26 protein-coding genes and 1 pseudogene are annotated in these 22,653 nt (G+C 61.0%); 15 read left to right on the top strand and 12 right to left on the bottom strand.

All coding sequences use genetic code 11. The annotated features are described in order from the left end of the window. Positions 1-8: 8 nt before the first annotated feature. Positions 9-869, bottom strand: coding sequence for a spermidine synthase (locus QM596_RS20680; RefSeq protein ID WP_029255610.1), 861 nt, complete (start codon positions 867-869; stop codon positions 9-11). Between the two features lie 166 nt (positions 870-1,035). Here QM596_RS20680 and QM596_RS20675 point away from each other — a divergent pair, with 166 nt between their 5' ends. From QM596_RS20675 to QM596_RS20660, 4 genes are all read left to right on the top strand, one after another. Then, a complete protein-coding gene (locus tag QM596_RS20675) occupies positions 1,036-2,163 on the top strand; it encodes an NDMA-dependent alcohol dehydrogenase (protein ID WP_020908136.1) in 1,128 nt (375 codons plus the stop codon). Between the two features lie 189 nt (positions 2,164-2,352). Next, on the top strand, positions 2,353-3,174 hold the full coding sequence (locus QM596_RS20670; protein ID WP_283309852.1) for an alpha/beta fold hydrolase: 822 nt from the start codon (positions 2,353-2,355) through the stop codon (positions 3,172-3,174). A gap of 43 nt (positions 3,175-3,217) precedes the next feature. Then, positions 3,218-4,249 (top strand): cupin domain-containing protein, encoded by a 1,032-nt coding sequence (locus QM596_RS20665; RefSeq protein WP_283309851.1) that lies wholly within the window; start codon positions 3,218-3,220, stop codon positions 4,247-4,249. An 18-nt stretch (positions 4,250-4,267) separates the two neighbouring features. After that, the gene (locus QM596_RS20660; RefSeq protein WP_020969909.1) at positions 4,268-4,789 is read left to right on the top strand and encodes a hypothetical protein; all 522 of its coding nucleotides are present in this window, start codon (positions 4,268-4,270) and stop codon (positions 4,787-4,789) included. A gap of 48 nt (positions 4,790-4,837) precedes the next feature. On the opposite strand, the gene QM596_RS20655 is transcribed toward QM596_RS20660, so the two are convergent. Beyond that, complete coding sequence (locus QM596_RS20655; RefSeq protein ID WP_020969908.1) at positions 4,838-5,524, bottom strand: GntR family transcriptional regulator; 687 nt, start codon at positions 5,522-5,524, stop codon at positions 4,838-4,840. Between the two features lie 128 nt (positions 5,525-5,652). On the opposite strand from QM596_RS20655, the gene QM596_RS20650 reads away from it, so the two are divergent. From QM596_RS20650 to QM596_RS20640, 3 genes are read left to right on the top strand one after another with little or no spacing between them, the layout of a single operon-like run. Beyond that, positions 5,653-6,573, top strand: a complete 921-nt coding sequence (locus QM596_RS20650; RefSeq protein ID WP_283309849.1) for a sulfurtransferase — start codon at positions 5,653-5,655, stop codon at positions 6,571-6,573. A 43-nt stretch (positions 6,574-6,616) separates the two neighbouring features. Beyond that, complete coding sequence (gene thiM / locus QM596_RS20645; RefSeq protein WP_113683686.1) at positions 6,617-7,462, top strand: hydroxyethylthiazole kinase; 846 nt, start codon at positions 6,617-6,619, stop codon at positions 7,460-7,462. Continuing rightward, entirely contained in the window at positions 7,462-8,571 is a 1,110-nt protein-coding gene (locus QM596_RS20640) for an LLM class flavin-dependent oxidoreductase (protein ID WP_020908129.1), read from the top strand. The genes thiM and QM596_RS20640 overlap by 1 nt, the downstream gene beginning before the upstream one ends. Here the strand turns inward: QM596_RS20640 and QM596_RS20635 are convergent. Beyond that, positions 8,564-8,914: an inorganic pyrophosphatase gene (locus QM596_RS20635; RefSeq protein ID WP_019748936.1), complete on the bottom strand. Its 351-nt coding sequence runs from the start codon at positions 8,912-8,914 to the stop codon at positions 8,564-8,566. The two genes, QM596_RS20640 and QM596_RS20635, sit on opposite strands and share 8 nt — an antisense overlap. A gap of 2 nt (positions 8,915-8,916) precedes the next feature. Continuing rightward, entirely contained in the window at positions 8,917-9,696 is a 780-nt protein-coding gene (locus QM596_RS20630; protein ID WP_283309848.1) for a helix-turn-helix domain-containing protein, read from the bottom strand. Between the two features lie 56 nt (positions 9,697-9,752). Between QM596_RS20630 and QM596_RS20625 the strand changes: the two genes are divergently transcribed. Further along, on the top strand, positions 9,753-10,145 hold the full coding sequence (locus QM596_RS20625; protein ID WP_019748934.1) for a VOC family protein: 393 nt from the start codon (positions 9,753-9,755) through the stop codon (positions 10,143-10,145). 72 nt (positions 10,146-10,217) lie between these two features. Here QM596_RS20625 and QM596_RS20620 read toward each other — a convergent pair whose 3' ends face one another. The 5 genes from QM596_RS20620 to QM596_RS20600 all read right to left on the bottom strand — a co-directional run bounded on the left by QM596_RS20620 (position 10,218) and on the right by QM596_RS20600 (position 13,579). Continuing rightward, a complete protein-coding gene (locus QM596_RS20620; protein WP_019748933.1) occupies positions 10,218-11,261 on the bottom strand; it encodes an alpha/beta hydrolase in 1,044 nt (347 codons plus the stop codon). A gap of 150 nt (positions 11,262-11,411) precedes the next feature. Continuing rightward, entirely contained in the window at positions 11,412-11,723 is a 312-nt protein-coding gene (locus QM596_RS20615) for a DUF3349 domain-containing protein (protein WP_021344618.1), read from the bottom strand. Between the two features lie 11 nt (positions 11,724-11,734). Beyond that, a complete protein-coding gene (locus tag QM596_RS20610) occupies positions 11,735-12,061 on the bottom strand; it encodes a DUF3349 domain-containing protein (RefSeq protein WP_020908123.1) in 327 nt (108 codons plus the stop codon). Positions 12,062-12,095: 34 nt separating this feature from the next. Next, complete coding sequence (locus tag QM596_RS20605; protein WP_003941641.1) at positions 12,096-12,377, bottom strand: hypothetical protein; 282 nt, start codon at positions 12,375-12,377, stop codon at positions 12,096-12,098. A 14-nt stretch (positions 12,378-12,391) separates the two neighbouring features. Then, positions 12,392-13,579: an inorganic phosphate transporter gene (locus QM596_RS20600; RefSeq protein WP_003941590.1), complete on the bottom strand. Its 1,188-nt coding sequence runs from the start codon at positions 13,577-13,579 to the stop codon at positions 12,392-12,394. Positions 13,580-13,762: 183 nt separating this feature from the next. Here QM596_RS20600 and QM596_RS20595 point away from each other — a divergent pair, with 183 nt between their 5' ends. The 3 genes and pseudogenes from QM596_RS20595 to QM596_RS20585 all read left to right on the top strand — a co-directional run. Continuing rightward, positions 13,763-14,071 (top strand): PNPOx family protein, encoded by a 309-nt coding sequence (locus tag QM596_RS20595; protein WP_019748929.1) that lies wholly within the window; start codon positions 13,763-13,765, stop codon positions 14,069-14,071. 96 nt (positions 14,072-14,167) lie between these two features. Further along, positions 14,168-14,626 carry a DUF5994 family protein gene (locus QM596_RS20590; protein WP_003941615.1) on the top strand — a complete coding sequence of 153 codons (459 nt, stop codon included), beginning with the start codon at positions 14,168-14,170 and terminating at the stop codon, positions 14,624-14,626. 769 nt (positions 14,627-15,395) lie between these two features. After that, positions 15,396-15,676: pseudogene (locus QM596_RS20585) on the top strand (ATP-binding protein); the annotation flags it as partial. Between the two features lie 87 nt (positions 15,677-15,763). On the opposite strand, the gene QM596_RS20580 reads toward QM596_RS20585, so the two are convergent. Further along, a complete protein-coding gene (locus tag QM596_RS20580; RefSeq protein ID WP_051296033.1) occupies positions 15,764-16,705 on the bottom strand; it encodes an alpha/beta fold hydrolase in 942 nt (313 codons plus the stop codon). Between the two features lie 110 nt (positions 16,706-16,815). On the opposite strand from QM596_RS20580, the gene QM596_RS20575 reads away from it, so the two are divergent. Continuing rightward, entirely contained in the window at positions 16,816-17,781 is a 966-nt protein-coding gene (locus QM596_RS20575; protein WP_283309847.1) for a helix-turn-helix transcriptional regulator, read from the top strand. A gap of 122 nt (positions 17,782-17,903) precedes the next feature. Then, positions 17,904-18,521 carry a YdeI/OmpD-associated family protein gene (locus tag QM596_RS20570; protein ID WP_080910093.1) on the top strand — a complete coding sequence of 206 codons (618 nt, stop codon included), beginning with the start codon at positions 17,904-17,906 and terminating at the stop codon, positions 18,519-18,521. A 1,357-nt stretch (positions 18,522-19,878) separates the two neighbouring features. Here QM596_RS20570 and QM596_RS20565 read toward each other — a convergent pair. After that, a complete protein-coding gene (locus QM596_RS20565; protein WP_283309846.1) occupies positions 19,879-20,466 on the bottom strand; it encodes a helix-turn-helix transcriptional regulator in 588 nt (195 codons plus the stop codon). A 102-nt stretch (positions 20,467-20,568) separates the two neighbouring features. Here QM596_RS20565 and QM596_RS20560 point away from each other — a divergent pair, with 102 nt between their 5' ends. After that, complete coding sequence (locus QM596_RS20560) at positions 20,569-20,811, top strand: helix-turn-helix transcriptional regulator (protein WP_283309845.1); 243 nt, start codon at positions 20,569-20,571, stop codon at positions 20,809-20,811. 439 nt (positions 20,812-21,250) lie between these two features. Beyond that, positions 21,251-21,529 carry a hypothetical protein gene (locus QM596_RS20555; protein WP_283309844.1) on the top strand — a complete coding sequence of 93 codons (279 nt, stop codon included), beginning with the start codon at positions 21,251-21,253 and terminating at the stop codon, positions 21,527-21,529. Positions 21,530-21,719: 190 nt separating this feature from the next. Here QM596_RS20555 and QM596_RS20550 read toward each other — a convergent pair whose 3' ends face one another. Continuing rightward, a complete protein-coding gene (locus QM596_RS20550) occupies positions 21,720-22,625 on the bottom strand; it encodes a DUF2971 domain-containing protein (protein ID WP_283309843.1) in 906 nt (301 codons plus the stop codon). Between the last annotated feature and the right edge of the window lie 28 nt (positions 22,626-22,653).

Below are 22,653 nucleotides of genomic sequence, written 5' to 3'. Positions count from 1 at the left end.
GTTTTCGCTCAGTCCTGCCGAACCGGCGCGTTCGCGGCGAACTTGCGGACTTCGGCGTCCTGCCACACGTGGGCGGGAACGCCGCCGCCGAGTAGCTCGCGCGCGAGCGCGGGTTGCCCGCCGATCGGTACGTCGCTGCCCGCGATGATCATGTTGCCGTAGCGACGGCCCTTGAGCATCGCGGGATCGGCGATGATCGCCATGTGTTCGAACTGCGCACCGATCGTTGCGGCTTCACTGCGCGCGCCCTGAAGATCCGGGGTGTCGCCGCAGTTGACGATGTAGATACCGCCCGGTGCCAGCACGCGTCGTACGTGGGTGGTGAATTGCGCTGTTGTCAGCGGAGTCGGAGTTGTGTTGCCGGCAAAGACATCTCGAATCACGACGTCTCGGGTGGACTCGGTGAGAGTTTCGGTGACGGCGCGGGCTTCACCTACACGAATGCGCAGCAGCGGTGCGCGCGGTAGGTCGAACCAATCGCGCACCAGTTCGGCCAGGGCGCCGTCGATTTCGACAACCACCTGACGCGCGTCGGGGTAGGTGGCGGCGAAGTACCTGGCCATGGAGCAGGCTCCGCCGCCGAGATGCAGAACCCGCAGACGCTCGGTCTTGTCACGTTCGGAATCGACCAGATGCGCGATCCACCGCATGTACTCGAAATCGAGCACCGTCGGATCTGCGACGTTCACGTGGGAACTGGGCACTCCGTTGATCTGGATGATCCAGCTGTCGTCGGAGTACTGGTCGCGGACAAGTTCGCACGTCCCGGTATCGATCGGAAAAGTACCGGCGACGGGACCGGACTCGCCTCGCTCGGGAGTACCGCTGCGAGTTCTTGTCTTGCGAGTTCCCTTGGCCACTGTGTTGATACTAGCCGTGCGCGTTTCCGGTAACGCCGAGTACCAAAAAGGCGCACGGACCGGCGGTATTCTCGAGTAGTTTCAGGCACACTCGTAGATGGAGTGTGATCGGTGACACAAATGCCGGCGCGTTCTTTCGTCGTCCGTGCATCACGAAGAATTTCGAGGAGTGCAGGTGAAGGTCAAGGCAGCGGTAGTCAAGGCGCCAGGTCAGGCATGGGAGATCGAAGAGGTCGAGCTGGGGGACCCGGTCTCGGGTGAGGTACAGGTCCGACTCGCCGCATCGGGGCTGTGCCATTCGGACGAACATTTGCGTACGGGCGCCAGCCCGCTGCCCTTCTACCCGGCCTTGGGCGGGCACGAAGGCGCCGGAGTGGTGACGAAGGTCGGCCCGGGTGTCGCGAGCGTCGAAGAAGGCGACCACGTGGTTCTCGCCTTCATCCCGGCGTGCGGACGTTGTCCGTCTTGCGCGAAGGGTCTGCAGAACATCTGCGACGAGGGAGCCGGCCTGTTGACCGGGCAGGCGATCTCCGACAAGACGTACCGCGTCACCCTCAACGACGAGCCGGTCATCCAGATGTGCCTGCTCGGAACATTTTCGCCGTACGTGACCGTCAACGAGGCGTCGGTGATCAAGATCGAGAAGGACATCCCGCTCGACAAGGCGGCCTTGCTCGGCTGCGGTGTTGCCACCGGTTGGGGATCGGCCACCGCGATCGGTGGAGCCAAGGTCGGCGACACGGTGGTGGTCGTCGGCGTCGGCGGCGTCGGAATCAACTCGGTGCAGGGTGCGGCGTCAGCCGGAGCACGATTTGTGATCGCGATCGATCCCGTCGAATTCAAGCGCGACAAGGCAAAGGAATTCGGCGCCACACACACGTTTGCCTCCCTCGAGGAAGCACTACCGGTGATCGGCGAGATCACCTGGGGCAAGATGGCCGACGTCACCGTGATCACCGTGGGCGAGATTCACGGCGACATCATTCAGCCCGCGCTCAGCGCGACGGGCAAGGGCGGGCAGGTCGTGGTCGTCGGAATGGGGCACTACGCGGATTCGCAGGTGACGCTCAGCCTCTTCGAGCTGACCCTTCTACAGAAGCGTTTGCAGGGAGCCATCTTCGGCGGGGTAGGACCACGGTCCCAGATTCCCAAGTTGCTCGATCACTACCGAAGCGGCGCACTCAAACTCGACGAGTTGGTGACCAAGACCTACAAGCTCGAGGAGATCAACGAGGGTTACGCCGACATGCTCGAGGGAAAGAACCTGCGCGGAATGATCGTCTACACGGAGGACGATTACTGATCGTTCCCCCTCTGACTGAAGGGTCCGGCCCGACACCACACTTCGTGGTGTCGGGCCGGAGTTTTCTGCCCCCATGCAGATTTCTGTCGATCGATGAGTCGACTGCCCCCGTTGTGGGCACTCGCAGAGTGAGGAAACCGGGCACCGCGTCCGGACCTCAGTCCACGACTCGACAGAGAAGAGCAGAACATGCCCTACATCACCACTTCCGACGGAACCGAGATCTACTACACCGAGCACGGGGTCGGCCGGCCGATCGTCCTCAGCCACGGGTGGCCGCTGAGTTCCGACGCGTGGCAGGTCGAGATGAAGCTGTTTGCCGACGCCGGATACCGGACCATCGCGCACGATCGTCGAGGGCACGGTCGCTCGTCGAAGACGTACACCGGCAACGACATGGATACATATGCCAAGGACCTGGCTGAGCTGATCGACACGCTCGACCTGAAAGACCTGATCGTGGTGGGCCATTCGACCGGCGGCGGGGAAGTGGTCCGCTACGCGGCGCAGCACGGCAAGGGGCGCGTGGACAAGGTGATCACCGCCGGCGCCGTTCCGCCGATCATGGTCAAGTCGGACGGCAACCCCGAAGGCACACCGATCGAGGTGTTCGACGGCATTCGTGAGGGAGTTCTGCGAGATCGATCGCAGTTCTACAAGGATCTCAGCGAGAGCTTCTACGGCGCGAACCGCGAAGGGGCCGACGTCTCGCAAGGGGCGAAGGACGACTTCTGGCGACAGGGGATGTTGGTCAACCTCGCCGCGGCCTACGACTGCGTCAAGGCATTCTCGGAGACCGATCAGACCTCCGATCTCGAAGCCATCGACGTTCCGTTCCTCATCGCTCAGGGCGACGACGATCAGATCGTGCCGATCGGCGCAGCGGCGGAGAAGGCGATCAAGCTGGTGAAGAAGGGCACGCTGAAGGTATATCCGGGCGCACCGCACGGAATTTACGGCTCGTATCAGGGGACCCTGGACCGGGACATTCTTGCCTTCATCGAGGACTGACGTCAGCGATTCGGAAGGATAAGAGTCGAAAGGATCAAAGGCCATGTCCACACACGTTGCCTCGCTGCGCGATGGTCCCAGTGTCTTCGAGAACGAACTCGGATCGATCTCGCAACTCGACACGAGTTCGTTGCCGATCCTGTCCGGTCTGTCGATCAAACGAATTGTTCTCGGCCCCGGCGCGATCCGCGAACCACAATGGAACGTCAACGCGAACCAGATCGCCTACGTCACCAGCGGAACCGTGCTCGTCTCGATGTTGGGCAATGCCGACGAGTTCGCCAGTTTCGTGGTGCGAACGGGGCAGATGTATCACGTCGAATCCGGCGCGATTTATCACATCGAGAATGTCGGAGAGGAGGAGGCGGAGATCATCGCTGCCCTGCGTAATTCACTCCCGCAGCACTTTTCGTTGCAGAGTAGCGTCAGCGCAATGTCGAACGCGGTGCTCGGCAATACCTACGACCTCGCCGCGTCAGCCTTCGACGTCTTCGGTAGGGCCGATGCGTCCCAGATAGTTCGGCGGGACGGCGCCGCCGTCGTTCCCGATACCGCCGGCTTTCCCAACGCGTATCTCTTCGATCTCGACGGCCAGATCGCGCCTCTCGCATACCCGTACGGACAGGCGAATTTGGCACGCAAGCAGTATTGGGCGGCGCTGGAGGATCTTTCGATGTACTCGTTGACTATTCGCGAGAGTGGAATGCGTGAGCCACACTGGCATCCCGTCACTGCCGAAATGGGATACGTGCATCGTGGTCACGGGCGGATGACGGTCCTCGATCCGGACGGTTCGCTCGACACCTACCTACTGGAGCCCGGTCAGGTGTATTTCGTTCCGCGTGCCTATCCCCATCACATCGAGGTTCTAGGTGACGAGGACATCAACTTCCTCATCTTCTTCGACCAGCCGACGCCGGGCGACATAGGCTACCGTGCAACGGCTTCCGCGTTCTCGCGCGGCGTTCTCTCGGCCTCGTTCGGTGTTCCGGAACGCGATCTGCCGCAATTTCCTTTCACGCCGGTCGATCCGCTCATCGTCTCGCGTAACAATCCGATCGACCGCCAGCACTGACCGGCAAGGATGCCCATCATGACCGACTCGCTGATCGTGACCGATCACGGTACGACGCTCGACTTCACGTACGAAGATGCTCTGCACTATCACGGGCCGCAGGCACCGGGAGGCGTGGCGCATGCCTACAAAGTCCTCGAGCGCGCACTCGGTGTGCTCGGCGGGGAAGGCTCTGTCGAGCGTCGCGAGTTGGTCGTCACCACTGCACACGGCGGACCAGGAGTGCGCGACGCGTTCGAGTTGGTCACGCGCGCAGTGACCGAAGAGCGGTACACCGTCGACAGTTCCCTGGCCCGGCCTGAACGAGGAAATACGCTCGCACTGTATGTCTTTCGGGTCGGCTATCGCGGCGCGAGCGCCACGCTGACTGTTCGGGAGGGATTTGTCGTCGGCGAGTTGATCACTCTCTCCCGCAAGACTGACCGGACAGCCGAAGACGAGTCACGCCTGACAGTGCTCAAGCAGGAGATGGCGGACCGAGTGATGTCGAGCCCGGCCGAGAGCGTGTACGACGTCGAGATCGGCACGCTCCCCGCCTGACTGACGGCGGCATAGGCGTCGGTGTGCATAACTCGGGGCTGTCTGGAGTCAGCGGCTGGCGAACATCCTTATCCGCTGGTCGCGACTGCGCTCGAGATGGTTGCGCATGTGGCCACGCGCGGACGATTCGTCCCTGGCGCGGATGGCGTTCAGGATCTCTTGATGTTCCGAATTGAGCAGGTCCGGTTCGCCGTAGTTCGACGGCGGGCCGCTGTCGTAGATTCGCAATTGGGTGGTGAGGCGGATCAGCAGTGAGGTGATCGTGGAATTGTGGGCGGCCTGCCAGAGGGCCTCGTGAAACTTGAAGTTCCCGGAACGCACCTCGGTGCCTTCGGTTGCAGTGCAGCAGAACTCGTGTAATCCGTCCAGGCGAGCAAGGTCGAGATCGCTGTGGCGTAGTGCCGCGGCGCCTGCCGCTTCCGATTCGAGGGCTACCCGCGCCGCGTAGATCTCGATGACGTCCTCGGGTGTGCCGGAACGGACACGAAAACCGCGAGCGGCTCGTTCGAGTAGTCCGTCGTGTGCGAGCCAGTTGAGTGCTTCCCGGATCGGGGTGCGGGATGCGCCGTACGATTCGCACAATTGAGTCTCGTGCAGCGGAGCGCCCTGGGGGAACTTGCCTGCCAGGATGTCGGCTCGCAGGCGCAGGTACTGCCGCGAGGTCTGATCGGACCGGCCGAGCGCAGCCTCCGGCACCAGCAGATCGGTGGTGCTCGTATCGGCGTCGAGATCCATGTGTCCCCATTCCTGTGCATGCAAGTAGAGCGCGTTCGATTATGCCATCGACGACGAGTGAGTACTTGCGTATACGCTAGTACTCATTTAGGTTCGTGCTTGTTCGTTTCCGAGGGAGAGGGTCCGAAGTGGCTGGAGAGACCGCGTCGCCGCTGGTGAGTGCCGTTGAACTCGACGCGATGCTGCGTGAGGGAGGCGTCGCCGTGCTCGACGCGACGGTTCATTTTCCTCCCGCGCGATTTGACGGCGACTACCGCCCGGAATCCGGGTACGGCGGCTGGGTCTCCTCGCACATCCAGGGTTCGCGACATGTCGACCTCATGGACGTCTTCTCCGAAAGGGAAGCGGCGCTGCATTTCACACGCCCGCCAACGGAGCAGTTGGTTTCCGATCTCCAATCCAGTGGTATCGAGCCGGGCGCGACAATCGTGATCTACGACCAGGGATCGACCACCTGGGCATCACGGCTCTGGTGGGTGTTTCGCAACGCCGGCATCGAAGCAAGAGTTCTCGACGGTGGCCTCGCCGAATGGACTCGACGCGGCTTCGCGCTCGCGAGCGGCGACGACGAAACCCACACGTCGGCGTCGACGCGTTGGAGCGTGACGGATCTGGGTCTGTGGGTCGATTTAACTCGCGTTGCGTCGCTGTCCAGCGGACGCGAAGCCGGAACGCTGGTGTGCGCTCTCGCGCCTGAGCAGTACGAGGGAACCGAGAAGACGCGATACTCGCGACGCGGACACATTCCGTCAAGCGTGAATCTGTCCGCGAAGAGTCTTCTCGACTCCGACTCCCGGATGCTTCCGGTCGAGAAAGTCTTGTCGAAATCGGCCGACGTTCTACCAACCGCCACCGGCCCTGTCGTGATCTATTGCGGTGGCGGAGTTTCGGCGTGTTTGACCGCACTTGCGCTGATCCGCAGCGGCCACGCGGACGTCAAAGTCTACGACGGTTCGTTGGAGGAATGGACTGCAGATCCGGTTTTGCCGATGGTTGTCGGCAGTGAGCCCGGTGGCGCGAATCCGGATGTGCGATGTCCGCGGTCCTGAATCGCCGCAGTCCCCAAATACCTCCCGTCCTGAAGGAATTCTCATGTCTGACACTGTCTCTGTCGAAACCGTCGCGTCGGCGATCGACGCACTCCGCGATCAGGTACCGCTTGTCCAGTCGCTGACGAACATCGTTTCGGCGAACTTCTTGACCAATGTTCTGCTCGCTGCCGGCGCAAGCAACGCTCACATCGACAACGTTCATGAAGCGGGTGGGTTCGCTGCCGTCGCCGGGGGAGTGCTCGTCAACCTCGGAACGCCGGACGACGGGACAGCCGAAGCCTTCCTGATTTCCGCAGAAGCGGCCCGAACTGCCGGTACGCCATGGGTTTTGGATCCAGTGGGTGTCGGCGGACTACCCTGGCGGAGCGGTATCGCTGTGGATCTGCTGCGCTTTCACCCCAGCGCCATCCGCGGGAACGCATCGGAGATCATCGCTCTGGCCGGACTCGGGGGTGACACCCGCGGCGTCGACAGTGCCTCCGACTCCGCCGACGCAGTGCCCGCCGCTCTGTCACTTCTGAAGCATGCGGATGCCGTGTCGGCATCAGGCCCGGTCGACTACATCGTCGGCCGCGATGGTGGCGGCGACGTTCGGGGCATCCGAGTCTCCGGTGGCAGCGCTCTGTTGCCGCGCGTGACCAGTACCGGTTGCTCTCTGGGAGGCCTGGTCGCTGCCTACCTCGCCGTTACGCCGACCGCGCTGGACGGATTGGTTGCCGCGCATACGCACGTTGCCGTGGCATCGGAGATCGCCGAGGAAAATGCCTCAGGTCCTGGTTCTTTCGCGGTCGCGTACCTCGACGCGCTCTACACCGTGAATGCGGACACCATCCGCTCACGTGCCCGAATCGAATCGTTCGACCTGCCGGCTGGAGTGCAGAACTGATGGGCGTCAAGACATTTTGGTATCTCACCCAGGCCGACGGGGACTACCCGTGGAGCCCCGGTGGGCTGTTCCCCGTGGACGGGGCCAGGCAGATCGAGCTCGCGAAGACCATCGACGACGGCGGATTCGAAGGTGCGCTTGTTGCCACCTGGCCGAACGATCCGTTCATTTCGGCGACGTGGGCGGCAGCGCACACCACGCGCATGAAGTTCCTTGTCGCCGTCTACGCGAACATGACGCCGGCGCGACTGCTGGCGGAGAAGGCATTGACTTTCGACGCCTTCAGCGGTGGCCGACTGTTGATCAACTCGGTCAACGGACGCGAAAACATCCTGACCAAGTACGACATGAACGTGCCCCACGACGAGCGTTACGAGTTGGGGGAGCAGTACTGGGCGGACTTCCGCCGCATCTACGCCGAAGGCACGGAGTCGAACTTTCCCAACACACCACTGCGTATCGATGCGCCCGCTGGGCATCAGGTTCCGCTGTGGGGTACCGGTGATTCGCCTGCAGGCCTGGCGAATTCAGGCAAGGTGCTCGACACCTATCTGGCGATGTTGCGCGAGACTTCGTTCATCGAAGACAAATTCTCTGCCGCACGGGCGGCGGCGGAGGCAGCCGGGCGCGAGTTCACCGACTTCGGTGCGCTGACCGGGGTGATCGTTCGCCCCACCAAGGCGCAGGCGCACGACCGGTTCCGTTCGTTGTTCGAGAAGACGGGCGTCGAGCAGATCGCTCATGTCTTGGACAACGCAGTGCGTCGTCGTACTCAGGGGAAGCAAGACCTCAAGACTTTCACCGCTCGCGACGCACAGCGGCAGGGCTGGGCGGACAAGATTGCTTCCGGCCGACTTCCGGAACCGGAGGAGTTGTACGTCGGTGACGGGCTGTACGCGGGTATCACAGCGTGGTCGCCTCTCGACATCTTCGGCACCGGGTCATCGGCGGTGTACTACGTCGGCGATCCGGATTCGATCACGGACTCGGTACGCACGCTTCGCGGCCGAACCGGTTTGACTGCACTGATCCTGGCAGGTTGGCCGCTGATCGAGGAAGCGAAGTGGGTTGCGGAGCATCTTGTTCCGCGATTCGACGAACTCAGCTGACTTCACGCCGCAAGACAGTGGTACCGAGACCCAAAGTGTCGCGGAGAAATGCTGCGGCAGTGCCGATTTCATCGGCAGTGCAGTCGAGAAGGATCTTGACTTCCACGTCCTTCTTGTCGATGTCGGCAATAACGGCCATGGCAACAACGCCGTTGCCGACGGCCGAGCCTCGGAACAGATCGATCCCGTCGCCGTCCGCGCTGACGGTCCCGTCGAGATAGCCGTAATCGAGCGGATAAATCGCAGCGGGGTAACGCGGGTGTGCCGACCCTCGGGGGCGATCGATCACGACAGTTGACGTGGCAGCCAGGTGATCGAGGGCGGAGAACAGGTCTTCGCTCATCGTTATCGCTGCTCGCGCAGTAGCTGAGTCGGTGTCAGGCCTGTCAGCGCTCGCGTATCGCGCGCGAGGTGGGCTTGGTCGGCGTAGCCGGCGCGACCGGCCAGCGACGACAGCGTGAGATTTGCATCGCGGCTGAGAGTCAACACGTCCTGGATACGTTGCACTTTCTGAATCATTTTGGGGGACAGCCCGATCGACGACGTGATCGAGCGTCGAAAATGACGTTCGGAAACACCGAGGTCTGCGGCGATCTCTCGTATCGGAGTCGAAGGGGAGCAGATGAGCGCGGAGTAACCACGCTCGATTCCGTGGTCGGGTTCCAGTCCGCGCCACAACTGGCCCAGTAGGTGAGCGTCGACTGCCTCGTGGCTAAGGGCGTCGGCAAGTACCCGCGCTTGTCTGGAAGTGAGGATGTCGTCGAAGGCGATCTTCGAATCCTGCACCGCGTCGGCCGCTGTGCCGAGCAGGCTCCGCAGAGCCGGCGGATTGATCCGGATGCCCCACATGGTTGTACCGGCGGCGACCGAAACCAGATCGGCACCGGTTGCGGGTCCGACGAGCCACGACTTTCCGGTGCTGTCGACGATGAAGTCTGCGCAGAGATCGGGAAGAATCCGCTTTGCTTCCGTGGGCGCATGGGGGTCGGTAGCGCTTTTCCACGTGCAACTGAAGAGGCCGGCCGAACCGGTGATCCGAGTCTCGACATAGGTGTGGCCGTTTTGTTCAAGACTCGACGCTACCGTCCGACTACCGTCAAGAGCGAGGGTGTCAGTGCCGGTCATCAGATCATCGTCACACACTCGCCGATCACTTCTCGACCCGAAACAGGAGAAATACCGTGTCCGTCTCTCCGAGACTCGATCTCGTCGGAATCGTCACCAACGATCTCGCGCGTTCCCTCGCGTTCTACCGAACCCTCGGGCTCGACATTCCGGAAACACCCGCTGACGCTCCACACGTGGAGTTCACTTTCGACAGTGGGCTTCGGCTGGCCTGGGACGCGCTGTCCACCATCGCGAGCTTCGATCCTGACTTCGTTGTCGGGGAAGGTCGACACCCCGTCGCTTTGGCCTTCGATTTCGGGACACCCGCTGCAGTCGACGAGGCGTATCAGCGCATCACAGCCGACTTCCCCGGACACAAAGAGCCATTTGATGCCGTGTGGGGCCAGCGCTACGCCGTTCTTCTCGATCCCGATGGCAATACCGTGGATCTCTTTGCCGCGCTCTGAATTCGAACGACGCAGGCCCCGACCGAAATTCGGTCGGGGCCTGCGATTGTCGGTGATCGAGTCGTTGTCAGTTCACCAAGCGTTGAGGGTGTCGAGGATCTGGCCTCGGGCCTTCCACAGTTCCGCGCCCCAGTACGGCCACGAGTGAGTGCCGTTGGCCGGGAAGCTGTACGTTGCCGGAATTCCCAGGGAGTTCATGCGCAGCTGGAATGCCCGTGAGTTCATCAGGGCAAGGGCTTCGAGGCCGATGGCGCTACCGGTATTCACGAAGTCGACGGGACGACGCGGTTGATCGAACTGCCCGGGTAGGCCGCTCGCGGCGGAGATGTACAGAGAGAGCCCAGCCAGCTCGGGTGCAAACACGAAGGGGTCGTTGCGGAGCCAAGCGGGGTTCCATGGCGGTCCCCACATGGCATCGACATTGAAGGACCCTGCGCTGACCATGGCCACGCGGATTGCTTCACGCATGCCGGGAGCTGAGATGTTGAGGTATCCCGAGAGCGATCCGGCGAACTTGAACTGATCGCGGTGATAGGCGGCGAGCGTCAGTGCCGCGCTGCCACCCATGGACAATCCGAGCACACCGTTGTTGGTTCGGGAGACGCCGCGCGATTCCAGATAGGCGGGAAGTTCCTGGGTGAGGAAGGTTTCCCATTTGTACGTGACCGGCTGGCGATTCAAATTGCTGTTCGCATACCAGTCCGAGTAAAAGCTGGACTGCCCGCCGACCGGCATGACCAGGGTGACGTTGTCGCCGCGATACTGCTCGAGAGCGTTGGTCTCGAAACTCCATGCGTTTCGGTCGTCGCGTGCTCGTAGACCGTCGAGAAGATAGAGCGCCGCGTTGCCGCCGCGCGAAGCCCACTGGATCTGAACCTTGATCGGCCCCATCGAGGAGTCGACGAACACTTCCTCGTATCCACCGGCCGGGGCGGTGCGCGCGGGCGCTGCGGTCGCTACTGATCCGCTGATCAGGCCTGCGGTCAGGGGGAGTGCGAGTGCTGTCGCGGCGAGGCCGAGGATCCGACGCTTGATTCGTTTCGAAATGCGATTTCTCGAAATATCCGGGTTCGAAATATCTGGGTTCTTCGCCAAATCTGTGTGAGCCTCGTGCATGTATTACTCCCGCCCCAAAGGTGCTTGCACACCGAAATCCGACCGAGCCCCCCGAGGCACGGAATTCCTGATGACACTAAGTGGTCTGTATTGACGTCGACGGCTCCGTTACCGTTTCGTTATCAAACTGGTCTGATTCAGGTAGTGCCGTCATGCGTCGTCGACCGGAGGTTGTGCGTCGATTTGCCACCCTCCACGAATCAGGTGTTCACGTACCCGGGCGACGTCCGATTCGTGCGGAATATCGTCGGTGACCTTGGTGATGAGGACGCCGATGTCGATCGGATCGACTGGAACCGGAAAGTCGGCGACGAGATCGTCGGCAAGAACGGCGATCTCGTCGTCGGACAGCTGTCGCCGGAGCAGGGCCATCAAAGGGACGTAGTCCTGCTCCGGCACGCCGTTCGGATATCCGGCACGGAGCCAGCCGAGTATCGAAGCCAGAAGTGGTGGAAGACTCAACGAATCGAGCTTCAGTCGTTGTCGAGATCAGCGAGGGGCCACCCGGCGGCGGCCAGGACGGAGGCAACGCGCGCGATGTCCTCGTCCGAGGGAGTCTGGCTCGTGAGATCGGCGATCTGAGCGCTGATCTCGTCGCTAGAGATCACCTGGTCGCTGTTGACGTCGCTCAGTTCTGCGAGTGCAGCGCCGATGGCAATGTCTCGAATTTGCGCGTCCGAGAGCTTGCGTCGTAGCAATGCGACCAGCGGAATGCGGTCCTTGGGCGGTATGCCTTCGGGGTAGCCGGCGCGAAGCCATTCCAGAATGGACTGAGGAAGGGATGGAGTCGGTGCAGTCACGGTGATGTCTTTCCGCTCGTGAGGGCGCAAGGGATCAGAAGATCTCGATGCCGAATGTGTGGCTGAGGAAGCCCTGCATGATGAAGAGGATTCCGGTGACGATTGCGATGAGCACTACCGCGAAGCACACCACTGCGCCTGCCACGGCCAACGGACTGCGAGCCGCGACGGCAGTGCTCCCGCCGCCACTGCCACGTTGCCCGGCGTCGAGGGACTTCAGGCCGATTGCGAAGATCGCCGGAAGTCCGGCGCCAAGCAGGAGGCCGACAAGCACGACCTGCCAGAGCGAGTCGACGGTGTTTTTCAAGATATCCATGTCGATTCCCTCTTTCAGGCTTTGACGTCGGTGGTGACGCGGGCGTCCGGACCGGGGACCTCTGCAGGCACCAGGCCGCCGTCCCACTCGGCGTTGACGTTGCTCGGATCGATGGGCTCCTTGCGGGAGCGCAGGTACATCCAACCGGCCAGGGCGATGAGCACAGCGAAGACGACCAGGACACCGGGCAGGCCGCCGACGATGTTGGCCAGTCCCCAGCACAGAGCGCCGACGATCGCAGCGGACGGGAGAGTGATCAACCAGGCGACCGCCATACGTCCGGCGACGCCCCAACGAACCTCGGCGCCCTTGCGTCCCAGACCGGTTCCCATGATGGAACCCGTCGCCACATGGGTGGTCGAGAGTGGAAGACCGAGGTGGCTGGAGGTGAGAATGATGGCAGCAGAAGATGCTTCGGCCGCCATGCCCTGCGGCGCGGCGATCTCGACCAGGCCCTTGCCGAGTGTGCGGATGACTCGCCACCCGCCGAGGTAGGTTCCGGCAGCGATCGCGAGTGCGCAGGTGAGCTTGACCCAGAACGGCATGTCCGCGTCGGCGGAGATGGTTCCATGGGCGACCAAGGCGAGGAAGATGACGCCCATTGTCTTCTGAGCGTCGTTGGTGCCGTGGGCGAGGGAAACGAGTGAAGCCGAACCGATCTGGCCGAGTCGGAAACCCTTGTCCTTGGTTTCCTCACCGACGTTGGAGGTGATGCGGTAGATGAGCCAGGTTCCGGCCGCTGCAACCAAGCCGGCTACGACGGGAGCGAGAACTGCGGGGATGACAACCTTGCTGAGCACGCCGCTCCAGGCGACACCGCTCATTCCGAGGGACGCGATGGCGGCGCCGATCAGGCCGCCGAACAGTGCGTGTGAGGAACTCGAGGGGATGCCGAGCAACCACGTTGCCAGGTTCCAGATGATGCCGCCGACAAGGCCGGCGAAGACGATGGTGAGCAGCGCTTGGCCACCCACATTTCCGAGGTTCACCACGCCCTTGGCCACGGTGGCAGCAACCTCTACCGAGAGGAAAGCTCCGACCAGGTTCAAGGAAGCAGACAGAGCGACTGCCACCTTGGGCTTGAGGGCGCCGGTTGCAATCGACGTGGCCATAGCGTTGCCAGTGTCATGAAAACCGTTGGTGAAGTCGAACCCCAGAGCGGTTACGACGACGACGAGGAGAACGATGAGTTCCGCATTCACGAGAAGTCATGTTCCAACACCTGCGGGCCACAAATCGACCTGAGACGTGGTCGTTCCGCGACATTTCCATCACTCGGCACCTGTTGTTCATCTTCGTCCGGATAATTGTCCGTTTCGAAACGCGTGAGGCATAGAAAATTCATTCGTGTGCATGGTCGTGGAGTTTGTGGAGGCATACGCCAATTGCCGGACGGACGTATCGGGTTCTGGACTTCCTCGAAATCGGGTAAGGCCAAGCGGCTGCGGAACAACCCACGCGTCACCGTCGTGCCGTGCAACAACCACGGAAAGGTTGCCGACGGCTCTTTGCTGGTTGCCGGGACCGCTCACTTGGTGAGCGGCGGACCTGAATTCGACGAGATCCGCAGCAAAGTGAACGCGAAATACGGTGTGATGGTGCCTATTTCGAAATTCTTCAACACCCTCGGTCACATCGGTAATGGTCCGTTCCCGTACGGCGACACCGGCGTGATCATTTCCGTCGATGCGTAGTCGGGATTGCGCAGCGGAGTAGCCTGAAAGTATGGAACCCACGACCGGGCGCCTCTGCCTGACGGTTCCACGAATCCTCCGTTAAGGAGCCTCGTCATGGCGCACATCAGCACTCTCGACTATGCAATGGAAGCGCCGCAGCGCCATGTCGGGCAACCTTTCCCGTCGCCGACGCGGACTCCGCGGTTCCTGCTTCGTGGTCAAGGCGCCGTCAAGGCATCGGTAGACGGCGCGTGGTTCCCATGGACCACCAACGTCACGGCGGAGCTTCACGATCTGATATCCGCACTTTCGCTGAGGTTGGGGCCGATCGCGCGGGTTGCGTTCGACTGGAACACGATCAGCAGCGCGCAGCGTCGTATCGACGAGGTCGACGGACTGGAAGTGCGGGGTCCGTACCCTGGCCAGCCTCACGATTTGATGTATCTCGACGACATCTATGGTCGTCAACTCGTTCTGATGATGATTCCGCCGTACACGGATCCGGACCGTGCGTACGAGATCATGCGGCGGTTGGTTGATCCTGGCCGCAGCGAAACCTATCGGGTGCAGTGAGATCTTTTCTGACGTGCGGGGTCGAATCTTTCAATTCCTGAACATGCGTCCAGTTTGTCTGGTTTGATGGTTCTCGTAACCACAATCTCAGGCGCATTCCTTCAGGTCAGCGCTTGGGCGCGGCAGCTTGACTCCCTGCCGTGTCGTCGGTCCGGCATGTCCACCACCCTCCCACTGTGCGTGAGCGCCGGATCGAATGAAGCCCCGCCCTCCCCACGGGGGTGGGGCTTCTACTTTGTTCGGGCTGGCCGGCGTTCGCATCGCCGAATCTGCCGGGCTGTTCGGCAGTTTGGGACGCGTTGCTCCGTAGCATCCTCACTGTGAACATTTCCCTACTCGGTGCGGCGGGGCTTCAGGACTGCGCCGACAGTGGAATAGACTGTATGGACGGATTTGGGGCGTTCGTTCTTCTGTACGTCGGCGGATTCACTCTCGCCTTGATATGGATTTCCCTGTGCCTTGTCGGAACGGCCGATGTGGTTTCCGTGTCCCGGCGAATCGGTGTGTGGCGAGCAGTCGCCTTCTTTTTCGGGATTTGGCTTGTGCCCATCGCCGGGTTGAGTGCATGGCTTGTTTTCCGACGCTCTCGTTGATTCCCGAAAGTGGACCCGGAGAGGTAGACGCGTTTCCGGAACCCGGTAACTTGTTGGATCAGAGGCGATTTGAAATGTGGCGAGAGGCTCTTGTCGATGCAGCAGGCGACAACGTCCATCCAGGCCATGCCGGAACTGGTTGGGCCTGGGCCAACTGGCAGTGGGTGGTCGGGACCGCCCGCTACGGCCGAGGGGGATCTGCTCGGCATCGACGAACTCGGTTACATGGAACTCGACAAACGAGGCGCCGAGCTGCTTTTTCAGGTGTTGACCGAACGGGAGGAAAAGAACCGTCGCCATCGCCTCCAACGCATCGTTCTCCGGCTGGACGACAACGTTCACCGAACCACGACTTTGCGCCGCCATCGTGGATCGGCTCACCTTCGGCGGCAACATCATCGAAACCGCCACCGACTCTTACCGACTCGCCCACATCCGAGCTCAGCAATCCGCTTGATACACACACAAGGTGGGTCCGGATCAAGCCTCCTACCGGACTTGAATGAGACTGACATTTTCACTGAGACCGCACCTAGCCTTGAAACTATGTGGCATCCTGCCGTTCCAGCCAGTTCAAGATCGCTTGGTTGGTCTCTTCGGGTCTTTCTTGCTGGATCCAGTGACCGCAGTCGAGATTGACTACTTCCACGTTGGGCACGAACTCTGTCAGGTTCTCAGCTCTCGCGATCGCGTCACGGTCGCCGTAGATCATAAGTGCGGGCTGTTGGATAATCGGGTCCACCTCCGCCAGCAAATGCCAGTTGCGGTCAAGGTTCCTGTACCAGTTCACACTGCCCGTGAATCCTGTCGATTCGAAGGCGGAGACGAAAACGGCCAATTCGCTATCGCTCATCAGAGGCTCACCGAGTGGTGTCTCTGCTCTGGCGAGATCGATCAGTGCCATACCCGGCTGAGGCTCCCTGAGGGGTTCGTTCTTCCGGTACAGGTTGCGGAGGAACCGGAAGGTGTTGTCTTCGAACACCGCGTCCGCGACGCCCGGCTGTCGATTGAAATGGACGAAGTAGAAATCACCGCCGAGCACGGCTTCCATGAACTCAATCCAGGGCTGCTCTCCGCGATCCTGGTAGGGCAGGCTCAGGTTGATCACTTTGTTTACCCGGTCCGGGTGCAACAGGGTCAGGCCCCACACGACAAAGGCACCCCAATCGTGACCGACAAAGGTGGCATCTTCGTAGCCGTAGTGATCGAGAAGTGCGATGAGATCACCCGCCAAATGTTCAATGTCATAGTCCGTCACTTCGGTCGGACGTGATGAATTGCCGTAGCCGCGTTGGTTGGGGACGATGACGTGGTAGCCCGCCTCGACAAGGGCGGGCACCTGGTATCGCCAGGAATAGGCGTGCTCTGGCCATCCGTGACACAACACGATGGGTTTCCCGGCATTGTGTCGCCCTGCCTCGAAGACTTCGAGTTCCACGCCGTTGACTTGGATGAGGACGGGCCTGGGGAAGTCGGATGGATTCACGGATGCTCCTTTGAGTTGAGTACCGATCTCGTGTCTGGATCGACCGGTTGCTCCGACGTTAGGGAGCATCGTGGACACATAAAGTCCTAGATCGCTGGCAATCTGAAGAAATGCGGAACGATCCCACAGGCCGAGCACTGCAATTGCTCTCGCTCCTTCAGACCCATCGCTTCTGGCACTGTGCCGAACTTGCCGCACGACTCGATGTCACGCAGCGGACGGTGCGCCGCGACATCGATCGCCTACGCGACCTCGGTTATCCGGTCGATTCCACGTCCGGAAAGTACGGGGGCTACCGACTTGCAACGGGGGCACACGTGCCGCCCCTGATCCTCGACGATGACGAGTCCGTGGCGGTAGCCGTCGGACTGCGCGACGCCGCCGAGGCCGCCATCGGAGGCATCGAAGAAACATCGCTGCGCGCGCTGACCAAGATCGAAGCACTCCTGCCCCATCGACTACGCCGACGTGTGTCGGCACTGCATTCGAGCGTCAGTTCCATGCGGCGGGCAGATGACGACATCGTCGACCCCGAAGCACTCAGTGTGCTCGCTGCGGCATGTCGCGACCACGAGCACGTTCGTTTCGACTACCGGCGAGGTGACGGCGAGAGCAGCAGACGGCTCGTCGAGCCGCACCGCCTTGTCACGGCGGGACGTCGTTGGTACCTCGTAGCATGGGACCACCATCGTGCGGATTGGCGAACATTTCGACTGGACCGGCTCTCGGAGCCCTGGCTGGCAGGCAGTCATTTCACGCCACGCGAGATCCCGGGCGGTGACGCGGCAGCCTTCGTCGCGAGATCAGTCGGCTCGCCACCCCGTCACCACGATGCAAAACTCGCCATCGAAGCTACGTTCGCCGACCTCGAGGGCGTACTCAGATGGATAGACCACACACCGATCGAGGTGGCAGCGGACCGCTGCCTTGTCGAGATCCGCAGCGAAGATCTCGGCAGGCTCGCCATGACGGTTGCGCGCATTGCGCTCACCGCCCCAGTGGTCGTCATCGAACCAACCGAGCTTGCCGACACCGTCAGTCGGCTCGCCCTTCACCTCAGGGTCTCGCCACCATGACAGTCAGAAGAGGATTGTGCGACAGAACCATTCATGTCCAGGTTGCCGCGGGGACGTGTTCCCCGCGCAGGCCCCTCGTCTATCGAGACACGTATCCGTTCCCCTGTGAGCTTGGAGAGTAAGTGACCAATTCGAAATCATCGCCGGCTTCCATCCACCCCCCGACGTGGAAGTTCGACTACCCGATCATCCACGCCGAGACTCGGGAACAGTGGCGAACTTGGCTGACGGACAATCACACGTCAGGCCGAGGTGTGTGGTTGTGCTCCTGGCGCACCACCACCAGCCGACCACGCTGCCCCTACCCTCAGGCCGTTGAGGAAGCCATCTGCTTTGGTTGGATCGATTCCACCAACACCATCCTCGACGAAGAGCGCAATTTGCAACTGTTCACGCCTCGTAGACGCAAGAGTTCCTGGACCCGTCTCAACCGCGAACGCGCAGCTGATATGGAAGCGCGTGGCCTTATGACCGCTGCTGGTCGCGGTGCAATTGCTGCCGCGAAATCCACTGGTTGGTGGACGATTCTCGACCAAGTCGAAGACCTCGAGGAACCATCTGACTTGCAGGCGGCGCTGGACCTGGACCCGCAAGCTCGAAGCAACTGGGACAGTTTTCCGCCCAGCGCCCGCAAACAGATGCTGTGGTGGATAGTCTGTGCCGCTCGAGACGCAACACGGGCAGGTCGAATCGCCCATATCGTCAACAATGCGGCCATCGGCGAACGTGCTCGCGGCTGATCCGCGATTCGACCGCGTCCGGTATGAAGGCCGGTCATCATCTGTCCGAGGGGTTTCCCTCGGACCGAAACAAGTCCACCCGCCCCGCAGAAGCGGGACGGGTGGACTCGGTACTCGCAGGTCTGACTTACGTCAGGATGCGGATCACACGTCGTAGTAGAGCTCGGACTACGTTCTGGGCGTTTGCTGGAGTGGGCCACATTGGCAGTGGCCGTTTGAACTGGTCACAAACCGTTGGGTTGAGCCAATGAAGTTGCACAGGATTGGACGTACTGCGGACGCTCTGCGGACGGAAAGGCTCCGAATTTCATTTCGTCACAAGCGGCGGGTCGGCGGGTCGGCGAGTTGGCCTGTCGGCACGATGTCCCGAGTGCGTAAACGCGCCCATGGAGCGAGCAGGGCGCGAGTGCAGCGACGGACATTTCGACCTATTTCGCCGACGGTCTGGTATCGATTGCTCACGCCGGGGTTCAATTTAGCCGCGGCGAAGCAATGTCGCACTGGAATCGCAAGTCACGGTGTAGATCCGGCGCGACACTAAGAGTTGCTTGCCGACGGGAATCAAGGGCTCGTTTGTGCGCACGGCCCGCCGGCTACTGACACTCACATTCATTTCGGTGGGCCACCTCAAATGTGTGTCGGGTACCGCGAGGTGGCGGCTCCGGGTGCGCATAGGCCTGCCGCTCTGGCGCATCCCCAGCGGAGGGCCATCCATAAGCTGGGCGGCATTCTTCCTCCGTTTGGGGGATATTTCCCGGCATCCGGTTCAGTCTGCGGGTGTGTACCAAACGCTCGGACGAGCTAGGGGAACTCGCTGCGATTGAGCGGACTAAGCTCTTCACTGGGTCGGGCCCCAGACGGTGAGAGTTGTTGTAGCTGATGAACGAAGGTGCATACCGCACGCGATGTCGACACTGCAGCAGTGTGGTTTACGACGGCCCATGGGTCTCGCCAACCGAGCGACTGAGACTCCAGCAAGATCACCGCAGTTCCTGCCCTGCCGATGTCATTCCGATCCGAAAGTCCACCACGACGCCACCCCGGCCTGCCGTAGTGGACTTATCCAACACACGCCCTGCCTGACGAACGAAAGGGTGAAGTTTGGAATGAGAAACTCCCAAAGTTACGATGCGGCTACCATTGCAGGTATTGTCGGGATGTAAACGTGCCGCGCCGCCGCTGTTCGCTTACCAGCCCTGACGGTCCCCTATCTTGTGTGGCCGTCAGGGCTGCCCTGTTGCGAGATGCAGAAGGCCGACTCTAGTTACTCTCCGTAACGGTCCGCGACAAGAAGGTCGAATTAACTGCCGACCACGAATGGCGAGGTCATGAAATGGACAACACTGCGTCTCGACGGTTACGTTTCGGCGGAGTCACGGGCCAACTTCTCCATTGCCCACTCGAGGTTGTTTTGTACACGCTCAGATAGTTCCCGGTCGGACATCGCAGTGGTCCGACTCATCACACTGAGTGTCTCTTTCGTATCGGTGACCTGGGCGGTCAAGTCGACGATGAAAATGAGGTGGAGCAAAAGTTCCTCAAGTTCGATGCGCGAGCATTTGCTCGGGTCTTTGGGTGCTTCCAGATCGAACTCTCGGAGTGTTGTCATCATGTTCGCCATCATGCGGGTGAGTTCGTTGCTGAAAAAACGGCATTCGGATTGCACAGCCGCGACAACCTCCGCTGCATCGTAGGCGCGCTCAGCGCCAAGCATCGTCTCGAGTGACGTGCCGAAAACTTGCGCTAATGCATACGCCTCATCCAGTCGAATGGAGCGTGGTTTCTCCGCATCCCTGGCCTCGATCTTGGTGATAGTCGAGGGGTGCATCGAAATTCCTCCGTCTGAAACGCGTTGCGCGAGTTCGGATTGGGACCATCCGCGCTGCTCGCGCTCGAAGCGAACCCGGTTCCCGAACCGTGATTCCGCACTATCTAAAGCTTCCATTTTGGCAACATTACTGTTTTGGGTTGACGAGGTCCAGTCCACCGGTGTACAAATAGGTTGTAGTTCCAAAATAGCAAAACTGCGAAATTAGGAGATTGGGTAGTGGGCTCTCAAACATTGGTTCCGGTCGACCAGCTGTTGGTCGCTGATGCCGAGCAGTATCTGACTACCGAGCAGGTGAGTGCAAGAACGGGTCTTCCAACAGGCACTTTGCGCTACTGGCGACATGTGGGTGATGGGCCGGAATCTTTCAAGCTCGGCAGGAAGCGAGTCGTCTACAAGCTGTCGACGCTCATGGCTTGGCTCGATGCGCAGGAGGCGGCCGGCACGCGGGGGCAGATTTGATGCGGTCAATTCCTGGATCACGCGGCTGTGCTCGGGCGTTCGATTGGCTGGGTGAACCCGCTTCGGAGCCTACAATTCGCACGCGTTTGCCGGCGTGGTTGGCCTAGCGGAACCGTCGCCCGGCCGGTCCGGCGGACCTGAGTTCATTCGCATGTCTCCGTATGGGGTTGTTTCTGGGAGTCATGGCCCATGGGTTCTCCGCCTGGGGGGTGATTTCACCGCTGTGTGAATCTAATTCCGTTGCGCAATAACCATTTAGGTTGATCGGGTACGGATACTTGCTGGTCGACTGTGATTGTGATCCCCTCTGGTGAGGGCTTTAGTCCATCTGGGATCCCGAACCGCGGGCTGCACGTCCCACGTGTGCGCATCACAGGGTGTTTCCAGAATGGAGGCTAGTAGGTGGCCGGCCGAATGAAGATCGACAACGGGGTTGACTATGACTGACGAAACTTTTGGCACTACCGGATCCGGACTGGCACTCTGGTCATGTGAGGCTCTTGAGTACTCCGGCACGGTATCCGTCAAACCGGTCGGGCGAGGGATCGAACTCCTTGACCTCGAAGGCAATTCTCAGCTGGCGCCGTACCTTGTCCAGTTCGGGGGACCGCTGCGAATTGAGGATCTCATCCGGGATGGTAGGTATCGAATGAGCCTGGTGTTGACGAGGATTGAGCCCGACAAGCAGGTTGAAGCGATCACGCCGGAAGTTGATTGATCTGAACGACGAGCCATCCTGCGGCGCGATCCTTGGACGAGGTGCCGACCCGGCACGCCGGTAGGGCGCGCGCCCAAGGCGCTATCTATCCGCCTATGGATTCGGAAATCACCCCGAATGGCCATGCATTCAGAGCGGCCATCCTTCCTGATTAGATCTTCGAGGCACGGGAGGTCAAGGCTCCGAAGCGTTAACGGAACGGAGTGGGTGACTTCACCAGGTTCGCCACTACATCAGGGGAGTACCCGAACGCGTACAGCGCCCCTTGGGCTGCAAGATAGTTTTCATGCTGGTTCGGGCCGGGGCCGACGCGGACGCCTACGACCGCGTCGGCGGGTAGGGACCAGGTGGTGTACGGAATGAGTTGTGCACCGCGGTTGCGGTACGAACCACCCTCGCTATATGAGAGGTGGATGACGCGCCACTCGGCCTCTTCCTCGAAACCCTCGTGCTTGAACTGGGTTGCGAACGCAGATAGTTGCCGAAGGCACTGGTCGAGCATGCCTGGAGTGCTACTGGGCGCATCTGTCATTGACAGTAGCTCGTCAAGCCAGGCCCGCACGGAATCGGCCGTCCTTGACGGCGCTGTAAGGCTGCCGCTGTACAGGACCTTCTTCACCTTCGCTTCCGGAGTATCGGGAATCTCGCTCCTGTCAATGCCAATCGCGAACCCATCGAGGCCACCGCAATAGCCGCGCCACTGACTCAAGGCGTCATGCTTCTCGGAAAACGAGGTCACGTAGCAGTGAATATGGTTGCTGTACTCACGCTTTTCGACTCTGTCGATAGTCTCACAGAGCGATCGGATGAACTGCGCCTTCGCTGGAGCGTTGGCAATCTCGTGGTAGTCCGAGGGTTCGTAGTGGATGCTGTCGAGCTCATCAGCCCTTTTTAGTAGCACTTGATTCTTGAGTATTCCTAGGCCGTGGACTAGTTCTCGGCTGTCGTTGAGGTATTCGACGGCGGTGGCGCGGAATTCAGGACGGCAATTTTGTGGACCGACCACGTTCGGTTCACGCGGTTCCGGGTTGCTGCCGAGGATGCCGAGTAGTCCCGCTGCGTCGGTGTAATGCCAAATTGTGTTTGACTTCGTCAAATGGATCGACTCTCCTAAGTTCAGCTCT

The organism is Rhodococcus sp. IEGM 1406, from assembly GCF_030056745.1.
Taxonomy (GTDB): domain Bacteria; phylum Actinomycetota; class Actinomycetes; order Mycobacteriales; family Mycobacteriaceae; genus Rhodococcus_F; species Rhodococcus_F erythropolis.
Note: the sequence above shows the minus strand (reverse complement) of the source record. Positions and strands in the feature narration are given on the sequence as shown.